The following is a 19935-nucleotide window of genomic DNA, read 5'->3' on the forward strand; positions in this document are numbered from 1 at the left end:
TTCTGTTTTTCACTGTCCCAATCGGATCAGCGGATACCCTGTGCCGACAGGTCGATAACCTGAGCTGCCTTGTCCTGTGTGATCAGGTTCGGACCCGATGGCACGTTGCCACCTGGCATCAGGCCGTATTTGGCATGCAGGCCCATGAAGTTCACAGACAGATAGCCCTGCAGATACTGCTGCTGGTCGATGGCAAATGCCGCATCTCCATCGGCGATGGACTGCAGGAAGTTCGCAGACAGGTCGAACGAGGCTACGTTCACATCACGGCCCGATGCTTTCACAGCCGCTACCGTGGGTTCACCAGCCGAACTTGCACCCAGCGCCATGACTGTGTCGACAGCGTCATTCGCGGCCAGAGCGGCCGAGACCTTCGCTTCGATTTCTGAAGGATCGTTCGAGGTTGGCAGAACTTCGACGCTGCCACCAAAGCCTTCGGCAAAACCGGCGCAACGCAGGTCAAGCGCCACGTTTCCGACTTCGTGGTTCACACAGATCGCATTCGCGCCACCCATCGAAGCCAGCTTTTCGCCTGCGGCCTTGCCCGCATCAAACTCGTCCTGACCGACATGCAGCAATGCGCCCAGCTGTTTGGACACGTCCGAACCCGAGTTGATCGAGATCACTGGAATTCCGGCAGCAACAGCACGTTCGATTGACGGGCCAAGCGCATCGGCATCCGGGATCGAGACAATCAACCCGTCCGGTTCCTGGTTCACGGCGGCGTCGATCAGCTGTGACATCGCAACCATGTCAAAGGTCTCGGGTGCGCGGTATTCCACGTTCACGCCGACATCCTTGCCCGCTTGCTCAACGCCGTTTTTCACGACGTTCCAGAAGGCGTCATTGGCCTGACCATGAGACACAACGACGATCTCCTGCGCGAATGCAGGCGTGGCCATCGCCAGTGCACCAGCTGCCAGTGCGCCTTTAAAGAAATTATTCATATGGTTTCTCCTCCCGTTTGAACAGTGTGTTGGGGTCTTGGCCCCAATCTTCCGATTAAACCGAATCTTCTTCGCCCCGATCCGGGGCGAAGCTGCCCCAAGTTTCCGCATATCCGATCATTTTGCAACCGGTTTCAAAACTTTGGCCAAAACCATCGACTGTCCGGACTGCGCAGAACGGGTTGCGGCCTCGGCCATAGCAAGCGCGGCGACACCGTCGTCCAGAGTTACAGGCACCCCTGATCCAGAATTTACTGACCTAACGAATGCATCCCATTCTGCGCGATAGGCAGACATGTAGCGTTCAAGGAAAAAGTAAGTAGGCTTGGCACCGGTCACGCCATTCGAAGTTGACTTAACCACTGAGTTTTCAAGGATATTTTGCGCCTGAAGCATCCCTTCTGATCCCAGCAATTCAACCCTCTGATCATACCCATAAGCCGCGCGCCGAGAGTTTTTGATCACAGCGATCCGGCCATCTGCATAAGTCATTGTCACGACCGCCGTGTCCACATCACCTACGGCACCGATTTCGGGGTCAACAACCGATGTGCCCACTGCCGAGATTACTTCCGGCAGGTCACCCATCAGGAAGTTCGCCATGTCGAAATCATGAATCATCATGTCCCGAAACAGCCCTCCTGATACTTTGACATAGCTCACCGGTGGCGGCGCGGGGTCGAAAGATGTAATGGACAACAACTCGGCCTTGCCGACCTCACCAGCCTCAAACGCGGCCTTCAAAGCAGCAAAATTCGGGTCGAATCGACGATTGAAACCGACCATGACGGGCTGGCCTGTGGCTTTTGCAAAGGATTGACAGGCGACAGCCCTATCAAGGCTCAAATCAACCGGCTTCTCGCACAATACCGCTTTCCCGGCTTGGGTAGCCGCTTCGATCAGGTCGGAATGCGTATCCGTCGGCGTGGCGATCAGCACCGCATTTATCGAAGGATCAGAAATGATCTCTTGTGACTGTCGCGCACTGGCCCCGAATTCCTCAGCCAAACGCGCCGAAGCTTCGGGCAGTGCATCAGACACCGCGCTCAGTTCACTGTAAGGATGCGCCGCAATAGCCTGCGCGTGAACACGCCCAATGCGCCCAGCCCCCAGCAATCCTACTTTTAGCATCCCGCGCCCCCGAATCCCTTTTTTCGACACCACAATGATTCTCTTTGCAACCGGTTGCAAGAATTATTTCACAGTTACGTAAATTCACCCTTGTTTTCGGGTACTCGGCATGTGTGCCCACTGCAGCTGCGGCCGTCCAATTCACAAATATACAGTAACTGGCGCCTCTGACTTAGAACGCAAGCGAAAGGCCGCGCGTCACCCTGAATTCATCTTATTTGGGAAACGCACATTGGCACTGTCAACACCTGCCCAGGCCTACCCTGCTATGGCTTGGATTCATTTCGGTTAACATAAAACCACGCAAGTGTTACACTCGGCGCATTATTAGATTCCAAGATTTATTTGCAGTTTGAGGTATTGTTATGGCCACAAGAATCCGCAAAAACGTTTGGACCCTGCCAGCCAACGACGAAACTCTGATCTGGTATGAGCGTGCTGTCGAAGCTCTCTGGGACCGAGATCTGGAAGACCCGACATCGTGGTTTTTCATGGGCGCAGTTCATGGGCAGCCGCAGAATTTTCCGAACATTCCCGGTTCCGGACAATTCTGGAACCAATGCCAGCACCAAAGCTGGTTCTTCCTGCCCTGGCACCGCGGATATATCACCGCATTTGAGGCCGTCGTCGGCAAAGCCGTCGCCGATCTGGGCGGGCCGCAGGATTGGGCGCTGCCTTATTGGGACTATTCCCAACCCCTGTCAGAAAACCCGAATGCGCGCCGCCTTCCTGTGGCGTTCCGTGAGCCGACCAAGTCAGACGGCACGCGCAACTTCCTGTTTTCCCGCCGACGTGTAGTGGTGAATGGAGATTTCGGATTTCCAGACGACGTGGTGTCGCTGGATGCGTTGGATCATGAAGATTTTACCAATGATACGCCCGGCTTCTCATCAGGGTTTGGTGGCCCGCAAACCGGGTTTCACCCCGGCGGTGGGGACAATGGCGCATTGGAAAGCACGCCCCATAACGATATACACGTTTGGATTGGGGGCTCTGGCGGTTTTATGGCAAATCCGGCCACCGCGGCCTTTGATCCGATTTTCTGGCTGCACCATTGCAACATTGATCGGCTATGGGAAGTCTGGCGCAACGCAGACCCGAGCCATGTCGCCCCACCCTCGCCACTGTGGCGCACTGGCCAGACATTCTCGATGCATGATGGCGATGGCGCGGCATTCACCTTCAACAGCGAAGAAATGCTGGACAGCACAAGCGTCCTGCACGGGTTTCAATATGACGGCGTTCCACCCGCAGTAGAACCCGCCATTCCAGCAGAGGAGTTCGTCATGGCAGGCAAGGAACCCGAGCTTGCCGGCGCAAGCGAAGCTCCGGTCAAGTTGCGTGGTGCAATGACCACTGCCGGCGTAAAGCTCGACACTTCAGTCGCGCTGATTTCCGGCGCCGAGGCCCCCGGCACCACCCGGCGCGTTCACCTGCATCTTGAGGGGATCAAGGGCCGTGGCATGCCCGGATCTTACCGCGTCATGCTGGATCTTCCGGATGACGCTTTGCCGCCAGCGATTATCGGCACCTTGTCGCCTTTTGGCCTTGAACAGGCAAGCAACCCGGACGGCCCACATGGCGGCAGCGGCCTTGCGGTGACTTACGAGATCACAAAGCTGGCCTTTGCACTGGGGCTGAGCCAAGGCGACGCCAACAGGTTGCAAATCCGGTTTCAACGGATGTTTGATGACAGCGAGGCCTTTGGCCAAGTACCTGGGTTGGAACAGATCGCCCCAACAGAACAGCAGCCAGACATTGAGATCGGCCGCATAAACCTTTATTTCGACTGATCGCTCATGGCGTCGGCTACCGGAATAGATCGCCCTCGCCTGTTTGGACGGGCCGATATCGAAATACGCACGACACTTGGCGTGGCCGCACTTGCATGGCTTTGGCTTGCTTTGGTGCCCGCGCCATCATTGCATTGGCCGGCGATGGTTCTGGCGATGATGCTTCCAACGCTTGTTCCGCAGATCGCCCATGTCCGCGCGCGCAGCTTCGCAGATCGAAGATCACGCGCGGCACTTCTGTTTGTTCTGCCATATCTGTTGGCCTGGCTGGTCGCAGGCGCGCTTGCTGCGTTTCTTCTGGCGCCGGTTCTGCACCAAACCGTGTTTGCGCCGTTGGCTTGCCTGTGCGCCGCAGTATGGCAGTTTAGCCCGCAAAAACGCAGCGCATTAAGGAAATGCCACAGCCGTCCGGTCCTAGCCGCCTTTGGTCCAAGTGCCGACCGCGATGTGCTGATCTTTGGGCTGACCTATGCGCGCGATTGCATCACCTCTTGCTTGCCGATGATGCTTGTCATGCTAGGGACCCACGACTTTGCCGTCATGATCTTTTTGACTGTGATCATCCTGTCGGAGCGCGCCGTTCTTCGCCCCGACCCCCGCGCCAGCGCATTCACCCTGTTGCTGACCGCGCTTGCGCTTACGGCGTTGGCCCATGCGCCCCACCATCTTTTGCTTTTGTATAAGGATATTTGCCATGCAGGAATATGACGCCCTAACAAGGTCCGATGTCTCGCTCGACGGCGATCCGCTAGTCATTGAAGTGGTCTCGGATACACCCCAATCCTTGTCGGCTATTCAAGAACGTGTGGGTAGTGCACTTCCTGATGTTGCCACCAGTACCCAAGCGGTCTTCGACGCAGATGCGGATCGATTTTTCTTTGTTGAATTCCCCGAGATCGATCCAAAAAGCCAAGAGCGTGAGGTTTTTGCATTTGGCCGTGCCCTCCGTATGGCGCTGGACGTAGCCGAGGCCAACCCGGTCTTGCCAGACAGCTTGTACGGGGCTGCACATGTGGGTACGGAAAGCTTTCTCAGTTTCTGCGAAACCAAGCGCGACAACTCTCGGCCCTATGGCTGGCACCACAAACGGATCAAGACACCGCTGGCCTGGCAGCACACCCGGGGTCAGGGTAGCAAAGTCGCGGTGATCGACACGGGCTATTCCGACCATAGCGAACTGGCCGGCGTGATCGAAACCAACGGCATGTGGAATTTTGTCGAAGGGAACGGGGATGCGCGTGACCGGTTTTCAGGCGGCGTCCTAAAACATCCTGGTCATGGCACGCTTGTCACCTCGGTCGTCGGATCGCGGGGCGGGGCCGATATGAATGGCGATACCACCTCGCCGGGGGCGATAACTGGTACGGCCCCTGCGGCCAAGGTTCTGCCAATCCGGGCGATCAAATCGGTGATCGACATGACACAGCTGCGTATTCCTGCGGCAATCTCTCATGCGGTCAGCCAAAACGCCGATGTCATCGTGATGGCGCTTGGCGGGCCGGTACGGGTCTCTTCGACGGAACAGGCGCTGCGCAATGCGGTACAGGCCGGGCTGGTCATCGTCTGCGCTGCGGGCAACTGTTATCCGAACGTGGTCTTTCCCGCCGCCTATGCATCACTGGAAATCTGCACAGCTGTCGCTGCACTGCAGCCCGACAGACGCCCCTGGCGCAAAACTGGGCGTGGCCCCGAGGTCAGCTTTTCGGCCTATGGCGAAAACGTGTGGGGCGCGGCCAAGAACAAGGCGACCGACCCAAACTCGGGTATCCGCGCCAGCCAGGGTACCACGCTTGCCACCTCAATGACTGGAGGCGTTGCAGCGCTGTGGGTCGCACATCACGGCGGTCGGGCCGCGCTGTTGCAAAAGGCCCAGAATGCTGGGACCACCGTTCAGGCGATGTGGTTGCACTGTGCCAAACACGGGATGAGCAAGCCAGCCGTCTGGAACGGCGCCACCGATCTTGGCGCGGGCATCATCAATGCTCAGGCGGTCCTGGACGCGCCACTGCCCACAGGCGCCGAAAGCCCGGCGGCCCCCGACCCGAATGCGACCCCAACATTGAACATTCTGGTCTCGCATCTTGCGGGAACAGACAGTGCCGCCGCCGGAGAGGTTACCCCTGACATGGCCGATTACGCCAATGAGATCATCTGGCTCAGCTATCGCCGTGGGGCCCGCAAACGCATCGCCGAAAGCGATGGTGGGGCCGAGGCCATGGTTGGCGAAGACGCCCCGACCCCGGGCTTGGACACCGCATTGTCGGACAAACCGGCCCTCAGCGCCTATTTGGGCATGGGATAAGCCAAGGATGGTGAATGCAGCGCACATACGGATTGCGATCCGAAAGCATGAGCCGATTGTGCGTCATGCTCTGACTGCGCTGTTTCCCGACCCTGATGACCCGGTGAATTACGAGGCCGTCGAGGAAAGTGTGGACGAAGATATCGGCGAAACGCTTGCCGATGTCTTGCTGGAAATTCTGGTCGACGCTGCGAAGGTCAAGCAGTTCCTCAATTTTCTGCGCGCGCGCGGCGCGGACCCTGTGCCGCGCGACCGTAACCTGATTTTTGCCGAAAACATCGCTCGGTTTGACGGCACCCTGATCGGCACACCGGCGAATAATTCGTTCGACTTTGCTGCATTGGGCGATTTTGCCCCACGCGCAGAGAGCTTTCGCTGTCAGATCTGGATCAACAACACATTCGAAGGCTCCGGCGCGTTTGTTGCCCCCAATCTGGTGCTGACTGCAGCCCATGTTCTGGACCCGCTAAACTCCGTGCCCGCCGGGGTCGACCCTCGGCTTGAAATACTTGCCTCGGACGAAAAGCGGTACCGGGCAAAATGCGTAAAACTCTGGCCCTATCACGACAGTGAAAAGGCCGGGAACCTGCCACCGGGCGATGAGGTGGATATCGCGCTGCTGCGGATATTCCTGCCGCTGGGGCATACCTATGGCAGTGTCGATGTGACCGGCGATCCCCCCGATTTTGAGGGTGCAGACCTGTTCACATTGGTCCACTACCCCGAAGGTGTCACCAAGGGGTTCATGCCCGGCAAAGTGCACCGAGAACCTGGCGCCAAGCGGTTCCCTCATGACATCGACACATCCGGCGGGTCATCGGGTGGCCCAGGTTTTGACAGCCAGTTCAGGTTTCTGGGCATCCACCAGGGCAAATGGGAGACGACCAAACGGCTTGTCCCTTTCGAGCAGTTCCACGATGACCCCGACTTCCAAGATCTGATCAGCAAGAACTCGAACCAGCGGGACATGTGGTCGCTGAGCCGCGACATTGACGGAACCATCATCATCGGCCGCAACCAATTCGTAACCGGGCTTGCCCATATGCTGGATCATCCCAAATCCAAACTGCGTGGGATCTGGATCAGGCGCGAGGATACGACGTCTATTCGCGGTCTCGGATTCAGCTATGACATGCTGGAATCCTATCTGCTGATGCAAGAAGCACCTAACGCCGCGCCGCAACATCGTTGCATCCGATTGGGGCCGACCCTGAATACGGACGATTTGCTTGCTGATCTTGCCGAGAAGGCCAACGGGACCGTCACCTCGCCAGACGCTGCTGCTGGAACAACCGCCGCCCAGACCACCGATGTTGCATTCGAGGGCAGCCGCGCGGAGACTCTGATTGCGGACATGGATCAGGCGGCCAAAACCGCAGGGCAAACATGGTGGATCTATTTCGACAACCCGCCCGAAGGGCTCTCACCACGTGCCCAGGTACAGTTCGAGCACATCGCCAAATGCTTGCCCACATCCGAGAACCTGCGCCTGATCCTCGCAGGCTATGAGACCTATCGCCTGTCGCCCCTGCGTTTTGCCAATGTCGGCGCTGTCGACGGCGCGCAGCGCAGCGGCCTATTGGTGGAAGAGCTGGGACCATTCACACGCAGCGATGTTGAGGCTACAATTAACAGCATGATCACTTCGCTTGACCCGGCAAAAGAGCTGACACCGGCTGCTCGACGGGCAATGGTGGACTCTGCTCTGGCTGGGTTGAGCCCTGACAACACAGGTGAATTCGATGGCGAACATCTGGAAACCGTTGTCACCCGTGTTCGCCAAGAGGCCAAACGCTTTCTGGAGATAGAAGAATGAACCTGGCGCAGGAAGAACTCCGTTCGCGCCTGCTGCGCGCTGCAGCCCTTCGAGGGGCATTTGAACCACGGCAGCTTATGCGCGAGGTGCTGAGCGAGGATGAATACCGCAACCGCGTGCTGCGGGCGCGGCTGATGTCATCCCTTCGTGAGCTGAGCCATGTTGATAAGTCGGGCGACTCGACCAAATGGATTCTCCGCCTGACCGCCCGACATCGCGAATTGTCTGAGATGGAAGAGTTCGACTCGGCCACCACGCAGTCCGAGATCGTGCAGGCCCTGTCGGGCCAAGAGGGGTTCGCACCGGGCGCTCTGGATCACCTTATCGAGGCGGAAACAGATGAACAAAACCTGTCGCAGCACCTTGTCACGTTAGAGCGTGCAGGCCAAAAAGCGCCGGGATATGACCGTCTGTTCAGGCTGCGCAGCCGATTGAACCTGCTCAGACGCGAGCGCCGGTCAAAAGAGCGCCTGGGCGAAAAATTCGTGGGGCGTGTCAGCGAAATCGACAAGATTCAACGCTGGATCGACCACCCTCTGCGCTCGGCCCCTTTGAAAACCCTGCATATCGAAGGTCAGTACGGGATCGGAAAATCCTACCTTCTGGAACGCATCATCCAGATTACAAGCGAACGCGAAGACGTCATCCTGATCCGGCTGGATTTCGATCAGCCCTCATTGCAGACCGGTCCAATCTTTGAAGAGATCTCGCGTCAGATCGGTACCGCAATACCCCAAGCGGCCCCCGAACTCCGCAAATTGCGGTTGCGATATTCCGAACAGATCACACGGGAGATATACGAAAGCTCGGATCTTACACCGCGTCAGTTGATCCTGGCGATGACCAACGCGGTGGCTGATGCCCGCCTGCGCCTGGTTATCCTGCTGGATACGCTCGAAGTACTGCATGGTCAGGGCGCGACCTTCGTGAACAACCTCATGAACGATTTGGATCGCTTTGTCGAAAAGGAACAGATCGAAGTATCGATCATCTCAGCCGGTCGCGGGCCGATTTTCGGCGAAGATCACCCAAGACGGGGCGAATACATCAAGCTCGACCAGATCGAAGACGAGTTGGTCAATCAAACGCTGGATGAGGCCGGAATCCCCGAGGAATTCCGCGATCAGATCATTTTGCGCTGTCAGGGCAATCCGTTGAAATTGCGGCTGCTGATTGACGAGGTGCAGACCGAGGGCCGATTGGCCGAAGTCACCGAAGACGAGAATGACCCGATTGCCGCGGGCATCGTGAACCGGGCCATCACATCGCGCCTGCCAGTGCACCTGCGTGGCATTGCCAATTACGGCTTGGTTCTAAGCGAGATAAACGCCGACAACCTGAACGGCATCGTTGCACCGGCGCTTGGGCTGGGTGACCTCAGCAGCGAAGCAGGCACAATCGTCGCGGATCTTGGCCTGCAATCCTGGCTGATGGACGCCGCCACTGATGGTCAACTGACCCATAAGGCCGACATGCGGCGGGACCTGCTAGAACCCACCTACAACCAAAGCCCCGTCGAAACCGCAGAGGTAAACCGTGCAGCTTGTGACTATTACGCTGACCGCGATCCACTGTTGTTCCTTTATCATTCGCTTCAGCTTATGCGCGTCGGAGAAGCCCCTCCAAGCATCAATCCCTCACTGGCTGAACGCTTCCCGGAACAGCTGTTGAAAGAGCTGCCAATCGACGCGCAGGACCTGATCCGTCAAGCTCGCGGCCAGCGCTCGGCCCCGGTGCAAGAAACCAAACAACGGGAATACGGCGCCACTGGGCTGGACAGCGGTTCTGAACTTCCCCCCGAAAACCTTGTACAGGTTGAGTCCAAGGCCGCGACGGCACGAGCACGGATCGTCAAAGGTCGCGGTTATGTGGCCGCACCAGATAGTCGCGCAGTCAAAGACCTGCGAGCGATGTTGGAGCAGGGCCAGCGCCGCGAGGCAACACATATCATACGCGAAGGATTGAAAGGCGCCTATGATCCGGCAAGCGAAGTTGGCATCCTGATCCTGTGCCACAACTGGCAAAGCGGTCATTGGTCCATGGCGCGAAGCCTATTCAATTTGTTGCCAGCAGAAACCTTGCTGAGAGAGGCACAACAAAGGCCCGAACTGGAAGGCCGGATGCTCCTAGAGATTTATGCCGAGTTTGAATTCGAAGAGCTCGTTAACCGACTCCGCGATAAGGACTTTCGCGACATAGCTCTTCGCGTCGTGAACAGCTCGTCTCGAATTGGAATGCAGTCAGCAGCGCTTGAATTCGCTCTTCTGGCAACGGGTATGAGCTTTGAGGGTGATCATGAGGTTCTGGGCCTGATCGCGCCCTATCTGGATCACGGCCCACGCGAGCTGACCTATGAAAGGCTCCGCTATGCGGCGGGTATCCGTCAGGAGTTCGGGCTGGAATATTCAGAGCCGGACATGCCCGACCCCGCTTTACCGACGGATGATTACGGGCTCGCGTTGGCCCCATTGAATCCCTATTTCGACCGGATGCTGGCGCTTGTGGAAGAGTTTCAAGCAAGTGGCCGAGGTCGTGTTCTGCGCGATTTGTCCAACCTTGCCACCGGCCTTTATGAAGCGGCTGACATTTTTGCCCCGGGTTTACAGGGAATCAACAATGCGATGTCCCAGCTGTCAGAGCGTCCAACGGATGTGATTTCGCTATTGCGCGCGATGGGCCTTACCGCTGATTGGGCCGAGGGGTACAGTTTTTACCACCCGATCTCTGACTTGCCAACGCTCGCACGCGCGGCAAGACGTTGGCAGCAAGTCATCGGCGGCTATTGGGCCTTCCCCTCACCACCGCCACCAGAATGGAATTCCACACGGAAATGGAGCGACCTGACATCAAGTCGAACCGTCGACCTTTTGGAACGCGGCAGTCATGGTCTGGCAGACCGAGTTCTAAACTTCTGGGCGGATCCTTTGAACGAAGGGCGCGGTAAGTCCACTCAAACCCTGCAACGCCGCCTTGCACCAGTTGCTCGGGGGCTCACCCATGGTTCAGGAAAAGAGGAAATCCTTGGTTGGCTTACCAAAAGCCGGGCGCCCGTGGTGTTTCATCCGGCACTGACCATGTTTGCCGAAACAGGGCGGGGGCCAAAATACCTCGATCCCTAGAGGCAGATCGACTGAGTTTGAAAACTTCATATTAGCTGAGGAACCAATGCCATGAGCGATTTCGAAAAGGAAACATTCAGCCGGCTGGAAGGCCTTGGAAATGCCGGAACAATCGACAAGGCGCGTGAGGCTCTGGATACCAGTCCGGGCATTCTTGGTGAAATGGGCCTGACACCGGATCGTGCCCGTGAATTGATGGGCGCGCAGATGAATAAGCTGGAAAGCTTTGGCTCTACGCCCTCGCAACTTGAAGCCATCGTGCGCGCGGTCGGACGCCCTCCCCTGATCGTGCGCGGCGGCAAGGTTGAAGGCAAACAATCGCTGTCATCCGACTTTCCGCCGGATATCGACATTCGTATCGGCAAGGCCGAAGACAATATCGCCTCGGTCGGGCGGATCGAGTTTATCAATCATGACTTTAGCTGGGGTGGCACTGGCTGGGTGATCGAAAAGAAGGACGACCATCTGCTGATCATCACCAATCGCCATGTTGCCAAGCTGGTCGCGCGGCGCAGTTTCCTGGGCGATGGTGTCTTCATGTTTGCCCCCGGCAATGCCCGCTATGGCGCCCGGATAGATTTCCTGGAAGAGGTCGGCGCGGCACAAGACCCCGAACGGCTTTTCGACATTCGCAAGTTCACCTATATCGCCGAAGATGCGGCCGCAGATATCGCGCTTGGAAAGATCGACCTGCCCGCAGATACGGCCAATTTCACGCCTACGCCGATCCCGCGCGCCGATACGGATGCCCAGCACGGCGAATGCGTCGCGGTGATCGGGTATCCCGCCAAGGATTCCTTGCGCAATGACCCCACGCAGATGTCCAACTATTTCAACGACCTGTATGACGTGAAACGCTTTTCGCCCGGATTTCTCATCGAAGATGGCGGCGTGACGATCCTGCGCCATGACTGCACGACTTTGGGCGGCAATTCGGGCTCGCCTGTGATCTCGTTGGACAGCGGCAAAGCGGTTGGTCTGCATTATGCAGGTACCTTCGGCGTCGGAAACTCGGCGGTCAGGATCAGCACGGTCAACGCATTGTTGGACGGGGCGGTGCCGACCTCGATCCCCGGAACTGAAATCGTCCGGCCAGAACGACCTGACGGAAACCATGACGCAGACCATTTTGAACCGCGCGACGGGTACAACCCGGACTTCCTTCAAGTGGCAGAGGTCCCTCTGCCGGTGGTACCGAATGCGTTTGGGCTTGCCACTCCGTCGGATGCGACCCCGGAACGCCCCAACGAATTGCGCTATCAGAATTTCGGCATTCTCTATTCTGCGACTTTCAAAACACCGATCATTGCCGCGCTGAATATCGATGGTGCCAAGACCCGACCGCAAAAACGAGGTAGCGACAAGTGGTTCGCTGACCTGCGCATCCCAGCAAATGTCCAACTCGGCAAAGAGGATTATGATCACGCGGATATTGACCGGGGCCACCTGGTTCGCCGTGCGGCGACAAATTGGGGTGTCGATGATGCACAGGCCAAACAGGCCAATGATGACAGCTTTCACTATACCGCTGCTGCCCCGCAGCACCGGGCTTTTAACCGGAGCCACGCGCAATGGTTGGGTCTTGAGAACTTTATCATGACAAATGTGCGCACACATGGATTCAAGGCCTGCGTGTTCACCGGACCAATCCTGACCGGTGACGAGCCGATGTTGAAAGATACCGGATCGCCGGTACCCCTGAAGTTCTTCAAGCTTGTGACCATGCTGGCCGAAGAGGATGGCAGCGAAGGCATTCTTCGCCTTCATTCCACCGCCTATGTGCTCAGCCAGGTTGAGGTCATCCAGCAGATGCTCTCGAACGAGGGGAGCGTGGAATCTGTCGGTGGATTTGAGTTTGGTGCCTATAAGACATTCCAGATCCGCGTCCGGGATTTGGAAAAATTAACCGGGCTGAACTTTGGACCCCTTAGCGATGCCGACCCATTGGCGCAGCGTCTGACCGATGCAGAAAGCCTGGCGGGACAACCACGTCCGATCGTCACAGTCGAGAGCTTTGCCAACGTCGTAATCTGAGAGTGGCGGATGTATACTCAATTAGGAATTGTGCATTTGGCGAGCCGTGGAGGACTCGAACCCCCGACCTGAGAATTAGAAGTTCCCTGCTCTAATCCAGCTGAGCTAACGGCCCGCTCATATTCTGGCTGTATCAGCCAAATCCCTCGCCTTGTCAACTTGATGGAGAGATGAGGTTTTGGGGCAAAAAACCTCTCTGATTTCAGCATTATCTCTGACCGGAGCAAGCTTATACAGGTACCTTGATTGCTGGGTGAACTGCACCTCGAAGCCATGCCTCAAAAGGCCCTAACCGAGTCGAACTTACCAGACTAATTCAGGCCGCATATGCAGCCTGTCACGATGACGGAATACATCGGCAAACTGGGATGCCCTCACCTGCATCACTGCAATTTGATATTGCGCCGCGCAGTGGCAAACCTGTTTGATCAGATCTTCTGCAGATCCCAGCTGATTGCGGTGGCCGGAATCGTTAATAACACCGCACACATGCCCAGACCCGTCATGGGGGTACGGTGATCCAGTTCCGTTTCGCTCAGATCCGCCAGCATCACGCGCGCCATTGATGTGACAAGGTTCGGAAGGCGCGTACCAACTGGAATGTTCGAGACCAATGGGCTGGGTGACAGAAAATTCCTCGGCGATCTCGGACAATGTTTTCAGCCTGACCAGCACCAAGTGCCCCAAGGTTCTTAAGCTCGCGCAGTAATGAGTTCCGCTGGTTCTATTCACCCTACATCATAGTTTTTGCGCCAACCGACGCATGGTGGAAATATATCCGGCGTCGATGGACTCGTGATCGGGGTGCTGACCATCTTCAATAACCTTTTGACCAGCAACATAGACGGCAATGATTTCTGCCTGCTGACCCGAGAACATGTGGAAATCCAGCACGGCTCCGGGCGACACCGCCGCCATCAGACCATTCCTATCGTAAGACAGTTCTACAAAATCAGCACGGCACCCTTTTGCGATACGGCCGATATTGCGCCCGGCTGCACGCGCTCCACCTTGGGCGGCGGCTTGCCAGAGATAACCGCCAACATTGGGCATGTCCTTGGAGCACATAACATTGCGCTGCCGGTGCAGCAGGCGCTGACTATATTCCAGTGTGCGCAGCTCCTGAACTGCCTGGGTACAGATGTTGCTGTCCGAGCCGATACCAAAATGGCCATTTGCTGCCACGAAATCGACCGCCCGGAAAATCCCGTCTCCAAGATTTGATTCCGTCAGCGGGCACAGACCCACGGTCGCGCCCGAAGCGGCAATGGCCGCAACCTCGGCGTCATCCAGATGGGTGGCATGGATCAGGCACCACGCGGCGTCAATCTGGACCTGGTCCATCAGCGCCGCAACAGAGCGTTTGCCACTATGCGCGATACTGTCTTCCACCTCTTTGGTCTGTTCGGCCACATGGATGTGAATTGGACACCCCGGCAACTGGTCTTGCCGAAGCTCCATAAGCCATGACATTTCATCCTCGGTTACGGCGCGCAGGGAATGCGGCGCGATTCCGAGGTTAAGCTTTTCATGCTGCTGCTTCAGGGTTTCGATCAGCAAAGCGTATTGATCACGTGCATTGGTGAAACGCCTCTGAGCATCTTGCGGAGACACGCCGCCGAAATTTGCGTGTGCATAAAACACCGGAAGATGCGTCAGGCTGAGGCTCGTTCGATCTGCAGCAGAGACAATAGCAGAAGACAGCTCCTCAGGTTGGGCGTAGCGCGCTCCATCCTCTTCATTGTGCAGATAATGAAACTCGACAATCTCGGTATAACCGCCTTTGAGCAATTCCATATACAGCTTGGCAGTGATTGCCTGCAGGTCCTCGGGCGATACGTTATGAGCGAAATAGTACATCATTTCGCGCCAGGACCAGAAGCTGTCGACCGGATTCCGGCGCACTTCTGATAACCCGGCCATCGCGTATTGAAAGGAATGACTGTGCAGGTTGGGCATGCCCGGCACAACCGGGCTTTCAATCACCGGATAGGCATTGGGATTGTCGTCCGCGACCAGTGCTCCGAACTCACCAGATTCCGTGACGGTTACGGAGATATTGCTAAGCCAGCCCTGGTCCGTCAGTGCCTGTTTGAAATGAAATCCAGTTGTCATCCACTTTCCTTTACTTGGATGCCGTATCGGCGAGTCTGTTTGGGTCATCCACGGGTGGTGTTAACTTCATCCAACAACGCGGTAACAAGGTTCTTGATCGCGGTGCCAAGTACCTCTGCCTTAGGGAGCACAAGGTCCCAAGGGGCGTGCTCGATCATATAGGTGGACTGTGCAATTTCGAGTTGCAGCGCATGAATGTTCTGGTCGGGTTGGCCATAGTGCCGGGTAATATAGCCTCCCTTAAAGCGGCCGTTTTTGACAAAGCTGTATTGGCCGGACCCCAGCGATCTTTCGGCGCAGGCCTCAAAGCGCGCGGCTGTGCTGGCCCCGCTATTTGTGCCCAGATTCAAATCCGGCAGCACCCCATCAAACAGCCTTGGCACTTCGGAACGGATGGAATGCAGATCCAACAGAATGCAGGTGCCAAACTGCGCACTGATCCGCAGAATCTCAGCCTTGAGCGCCTGATGATACGGTGCCCAATAGGATTGGATGCGCGCCTGTGTCTCCTGCCCATCTGGCTCTTGCCCTTCCAGATAAAGCGGCTGACCGTCAAAATCGATTTGCGATATCAGGCCGGTTGTCGGACCGGAATAAAGCGGCGCGTCATCAGCTGAACGGTTCAGGTCCACCACATAGCGCGAATACTGCGCCGCCATGACACCCACACCCAATTCGGCACAAGGCAGCGCCAGCTTGCCCATGTGCCAATCCGTATCCTTCAGCTCCAGCGCGGCGGGTCGCAAACGGCGTTCAACCTCCGGAGGCAGCAAGGTTCCGGCATGTGGGACATTCAGCAAAATCGGCGTTGAACCCGCCTTAAACGTCATTAGATTCTGAACAGCCATCGCGTTCCCTTTGTTTGATGTTCTGTCAGCCCATAATTCGGCAGACCGACGAAGACCGACATTTTTTATCGCCCCAAAAGCTGGACTCCGGTCAGATCAGAGATGCGTCGTCATCCGGTAACCCGGTGCAAAGTAAAGCTTGGCATATGTCACCGGCGCGCGACGCAGCCAGGTAATGCGTTCGGCGGTAAAGATCGGGTCGCCAGGTGGCGTGTCCAAGAACTTGGAGATTTCACCATCAGCCTTGGTCGCCATGAAACTAAGCTCCAGATTGCTGAATGGCACCCTGTTAACCAACCAGTCATTCGGCCCCGATTGTTCGAAACTTTCCTCCAACACTTCAGGTACAACGTCGGCAACTATCCATCGCACCTCAAGCTGAAACGCTACGTTGTCGGCATAATGCATACATCGCAGGTGCAAGACGTCCTGCTCTTTTTTCAGGTCGAGGCGTGATGCCAGCCAGGACGGTGCGGGTTGCACCTCTCGGTCCACCAAAGAGTACCGATAGGCCGCACCGGTGGCCGTTATCTCGTCACGCACCAAAGGGATCGCAAATTGCGCCTTTCTGATGGGAGAATTCAGAACCCGTGTGCCGGCCTTGCGTTTTCTTTCCAGGTATCCTTCTTCGGCAAGCTCTCTCAACGCCCGGTTGACCGTTGTTCGTGTACTTGAGAATTCAGCGGCCAAATCCATCTCGCTTGGCAAAATGGAATCCGGGCTCCAGATACCGGTTTGGATTCGATCCAAAACCACCTGCTTGATGTCCCGAAAGCTCATGTTCCCCTGAGGTCTTGCCATAAAACTCCCCAACTCAAAAACCGGCCTTAATTGGCTTATACATACACATAAGACATCTGCAATGAAGCATGTAACTCTGCCCCGCACCTAAGACTTCTACCTAATTTGACTCCAAGAAGGCGGCTTCGGCGCGATGCCTTTCATTATTTTGTGTACACATTATGCAGTAATCAGTATACCTATTTCAGAAGCATTGCAACTTGGGATCAGATTCTCATGACTGGTAAAACAACCCTTCGTGGCGCAAAAATTGCAACACAAGCCAGCCAGCAGGGCCCTTATGGGCTAATCGAGGATGGCATCATCGTAATATCAGGTGAGTTTATCGAATGGGTCGGACCCAGACGCGATCTGCCCGATGAATATACCGAGCTTGAGGCCGAGGATCTGAACGGACGCCTTGTGACGCCCGGTTTGATCGACTGCCACACCCATGTTGTATTTGGCGGCGACCGCGCCCAAGAGTTTGAAATGCGCCTGAATGGTGCAAGCTATGAGCAGGTTGCGCGCGCCGGAGGCGGTATTAACGCAACCGTTCAAGCGACACGGGCCGCCAGCCTGGAAGAGCTGATAGAAAGTGCATTGCCCCGCGTCGACGCGATGATCCAAGAGGGCATGACCACTATCGAAATCAAGTCCGGCTATGGGCTAGAACAACAGACAGAGCTGAACATGCTGCGCGCCGCGCGCGAAATTGGAAAACGTCGCCCGGTTTCTGTTCAAACCACATATCTGGGCGCCCACGCGACTCCGCCAGAGTACAAGGGGCGCGATGACGCCTATATCGACGAGGTCGTCATTCCGACCTTGCGGGCCGCCCATGTAGAAGGGCTGGTCGATGCGGTTGACGGATTCTGCGAAGGGATCGCCTTTCAGCCCAAACAGATCGCCCGTGTCTTTGACGCCGCCGCTGCCCTTGGCCTTCCGGTTAAACTGCATGCCGAGCAGCTTTCTAATCTGGGCGGGGCACAGCTTGCCGCCTCCTATGGCGCATTGTCTGCGGATCATATCGAGTATCTTGACGAAGACGGCGTGATCACCATGGCCCAGGCGGGAACAGCGGGCGTAATCCTGCCCGGTGCGTTCTATACTCTGCGTGAAACGCGTCAGCCTCCGATTGAGCTGCTGCGCAAACACGATGTCCCAATGGCACTGGCAACCGATTGCAATCCGGGATCATCCCCCCTGACATCTCTTCTTCTGACCATGAATATGGGCTGCACCCTGTTCCGTATGACGCCAGAGGAAACACTTGCGGGCGTAACCTGTAACGCAGCGCGTGCCCTTGGTTTGAGTGATCGCGGTATGATCGCAGCGGGTCAGCGGGCCGATCTGGCGGTCTGGAATGTGGGCCGTCCGGCCGAGCTTTCTTATCGTATCGGGTTCAACCCGCTTCACAAACGCATCTTTGGAGGTCAAGCGTGACAACTCTCACTCTGGCGCCCGGGCAGGCTACTCTGCCTCAGCTTGAAACCATCTATTGGGATGAAGCCTCGGTCATACTTGATCCGACGTGTCGTCCTGCGGTCGAGGCGGCCGCAAAACGGATCGCTATCGCCGCTGCGGGTGATGTACCGGTTTATGGCGTCAACACGGGTTTTGGCAAATTGGCCAGTCTCAAGATCAAATCTGAAGACACCGCCACTTTGCAGCGAAACCTGATCCTCAGCCATTGCTGCGGCGTAGGAAACGCGATGCCCCGCCGGATGGTTCGGCTTATGATGTCTCTTAAGCTATTGAGTTTTGGCCGTGGCGCATCTGGCGTCCGCTGGCAACTGATCGAGCTTATGCAAGACATGCTGGAAAAAGGCGTCACCCCTGTTGTTCCAAATCAAGGATCGGTTGGCGCGTCAGGCGATCTGGCACCTCTTTCACATATGACCGCAGTAGTGATCGGTGAGGGAGAGGCGGAATATAAAGGCGAAATTCTTCCGGGTGCCGAGGCGCTTGCAAAGGCTGGCCTGTCCCCGATCGAGCTTGGTCCCAAGGAAGGTTTGGCCTTTATCAATGGCACACAGTTTTCAACGGCCTATGCGCTTGCCGGTCTGTTCGAAGTCTGGCGTGCTGTACGCAATGCGCTGGTCATCTCGGCCATGTCCACCGATGCCATCATGGGTTCAACGGCTCCGCTGCAGCCCGAAATCCATGCACTGCGAGGACATCGTGGCCAGATCGAAGCGGCAGGTTCGATGCGTGAGATACTGGCGCAATCCGAAATTCGAGAAAGCCACCGGGATGATGATACACGTGTTCAGGATCCCTATTGCATCCGCTGTCAGCCGCAGGTGACTGGTGCGGCGATGGATGTCCTGCGACAAGCCGCACAAACCCTTTTGATCGAAGCGAATGCTGCAACAGACAATCCACTTGTGCTGACCGAAGCGGATATGATCGTGTCCGGTGGTAATTTTCACGCGGAACCCGTTGGGTTCGCTGCTGACATGATTGCGCTGGCATTGTCCGAGATTGGCGCGATCAGTCAACGGCGTATTGCTCTGATGGTCGATCCAACGCTCAGCTTCGATCTTCCGCCCTTCCTGACACCTGAACCCGGATTGAATTCCGGCCTGATGATTGCCGAAGTGACGACAGCCGCTTTGATGAGCGAGAACAAGCATCTGGCCAACCCTTGTGTCACCGATTCAACACCCACCTCCGCCAATCAGGAAGATCACGTCTCGATGGCAGCACATGGTGCGCGGCGGCTGGCCCGCATGGTCGAAAATCTCAACCACATCCTTGGGGTCGAGCTGCTCTGCGCCGCGCGTGGCATCGAATTCCGCGCCCCCCTCCAGACGAGCCCGTTGCTGCAACAGGCCATCGCACGGCTGCGCGAGGATGTTTCGAGCCTGCAAGAGGATCGCTATATGGCGCCCGATCTGAAAGCGGCAAAGGAATTGGTCGCGTCGGGCGCGTTGCTGAACGCGCTGAACGCCTCTTTGCCGGGCCTTAACTGATGGCGGTCTTTGCCATGATGGCGCGCGACCGCAGCCGAGACACATGATTGAAAACTTCAATGCCCTTGCCCT

Annotated in this window: 14 protein-coding genes and 1 tRNA gene; 8 read left to right on the forward strand and 7 right to left on the reverse strand. The window is 56.8% G+C overall.

From position 1 onward, the window contains the following. Window positions 1–26: 26 nt before the first annotated feature. A complete protein-coding gene (locus AC2FLE_RS07840) occupies window positions 27–947 on the reverse strand; it encodes a sugar ABC transporter substrate-binding protein (RefSeq protein WP_142635704.1) in 921 nt (306 codons plus the stop codon). A gap of 117 nt (window positions 948–1064) precedes the next feature. Next, window positions 1065–2078 carry an inositol 2-dehydrogenase gene (iolG, locus tag AC2FLE_RS07845; protein WP_496696288.1) on the reverse strand — a complete coding sequence of 338 codons (1014 nt, stop codon included), beginning with the start codon at window positions 2076–2078 and terminating at the stop codon, window positions 1065–1067. Window positions 2079–2443: 365 nt separating this feature from the next. On the opposite strand from iolG, the gene AC2FLE_RS07850 reads away from it, so the two are divergent. The 6 genes from AC2FLE_RS07850 to AC2FLE_RS07875 are packed head-to-tail and all read left to right on the forward strand — an operon-like array spanning window position 2444 to window position 13142. Then, entirely contained in the window at window positions 2444–3871 is a 1428-nt protein-coding gene (locus AC2FLE_RS07850; RefSeq protein WP_496696290.1) for a tyrosinase family protein, read from the forward strand. Between the two features lie 6 nt (window positions 3872–3877). Beyond that, window positions 3878–4579 (forward strand): copper chaperone, encoded by a 702-nt coding sequence (locus AC2FLE_RS07855; protein WP_142635698.1) that lies wholly within the window; start codon window positions 3878–3880, stop codon window positions 4577–4579. After that, window positions 4566–6173 carry a S8 family peptidase gene (locus AC2FLE_RS07860; RefSeq protein WP_496696292.1) on the forward strand — a complete coding sequence of 536 codons (1608 nt, stop codon included), beginning with the start codon at window positions 4566–4568 and terminating at the stop codon, window positions 6171–6173. The genes AC2FLE_RS07855 and AC2FLE_RS07860 overlap by 14 nt, the downstream gene beginning before the upstream one ends. Before the next feature lie 7 nt (window positions 6174–6180). Beyond that, a complete protein-coding gene (locus AC2FLE_RS07865; protein ID WP_496696294.1) occupies window positions 6181–7989 on the forward strand; it encodes a S1 family peptidase in 1809 nt (602 codons plus the stop codon). After that, window positions 7986–11108 (forward strand): ATP-binding protein, encoded by a 3123-nt coding sequence (locus AC2FLE_RS07870; RefSeq protein WP_496696296.1) that lies wholly within the window; start codon window positions 7986–7988, stop codon window positions 11106–11108. Before AC2FLE_RS07865 ends, AC2FLE_RS07870 begins: the two co-directional genes overlap by 4 nt. Window positions 11109–11159: 51 nt before the next feature. Beyond that, window positions 11160–13142 carry a DNA/RNA non-specific endonuclease gene (locus tag AC2FLE_RS07875; protein ID WP_496696297.1) on the forward strand — a complete coding sequence of 661 codons (1983 nt, stop codon included), beginning with the start codon at window positions 11160–11162 and terminating at the stop codon, window positions 13140–13142. Window positions 13143–13179: 37 nt separating this feature from the next. Here the strand turns inward: AC2FLE_RS07875 and AC2FLE_RS07880 are convergent. The 5 genes from AC2FLE_RS07880 to hutC form a co-directional block, all read right to left on the reverse strand. After that, a tRNA-Arg gene (locus AC2FLE_RS07880) sits at window positions 13180–13257 on the reverse strand. 313 nt (window positions 13258–13570) lie between these two features. Then, entirely contained in the window at window positions 13571–13705 is a 135-nt protein-coding gene (locus AC2FLE_RS07885) for a hypothetical protein (protein WP_496676439.1), read from the reverse strand. A 175-nt stretch (window positions 13706–13880) separates the two neighbouring features. Beyond that, entirely contained in the window at window positions 13881–15257 is a 1377-nt protein-coding gene (locus AC2FLE_RS07890) for a formimidoylglutamate deiminase (protein ID WP_496696299.1), read from the reverse strand. 44 nt (window positions 15258–15301) lie between these two features. Continuing rightward, window positions 15302–16105 (reverse strand): N-formylglutamate deformylase, encoded by an 804-nt coding sequence (hutG, locus tag AC2FLE_RS07895; RefSeq protein ID WP_496696300.1) that lies wholly within the window; start codon window positions 16103–16105, stop codon window positions 15302–15304. 96 nt (window positions 16106–16201) lie between these two features. Next, window positions 16202–16906, reverse strand: a complete 705-nt coding sequence (gene hutC, locus AC2FLE_RS07900; protein WP_246097191.1) for a histidine utilization transcriptional repressor HutC — start codon at window positions 16904–16906, stop codon at window positions 16202–16204. A gap of 216 nt (window positions 16907–17122) precedes the next feature. Here hutC and hutI point away from each other — a divergent pair, with 216 nt between their 5' ends. Next, a complete protein-coding gene (hutI, locus tag AC2FLE_RS07905; RefSeq protein WP_281972488.1) occupies window positions 17123–18331 on the forward strand; it encodes an imidazolonepropionase in 1209 nt (402 codons plus the stop codon). Then, entirely contained in the window at window positions 18328–19863 is a 1536-nt protein-coding gene (gene hutH, locus AC2FLE_RS07910) for a histidine ammonia-lyase (protein ID WP_496696303.1), read from the forward strand. Before hutI ends, hutH begins: the two co-directional genes overlap by 4 nt. Window positions 19864–19935 lie beyond the last annotated feature (72 nt).

The organism is Ruegeria sp. CDSA077 (assembly GCF_059612265.1).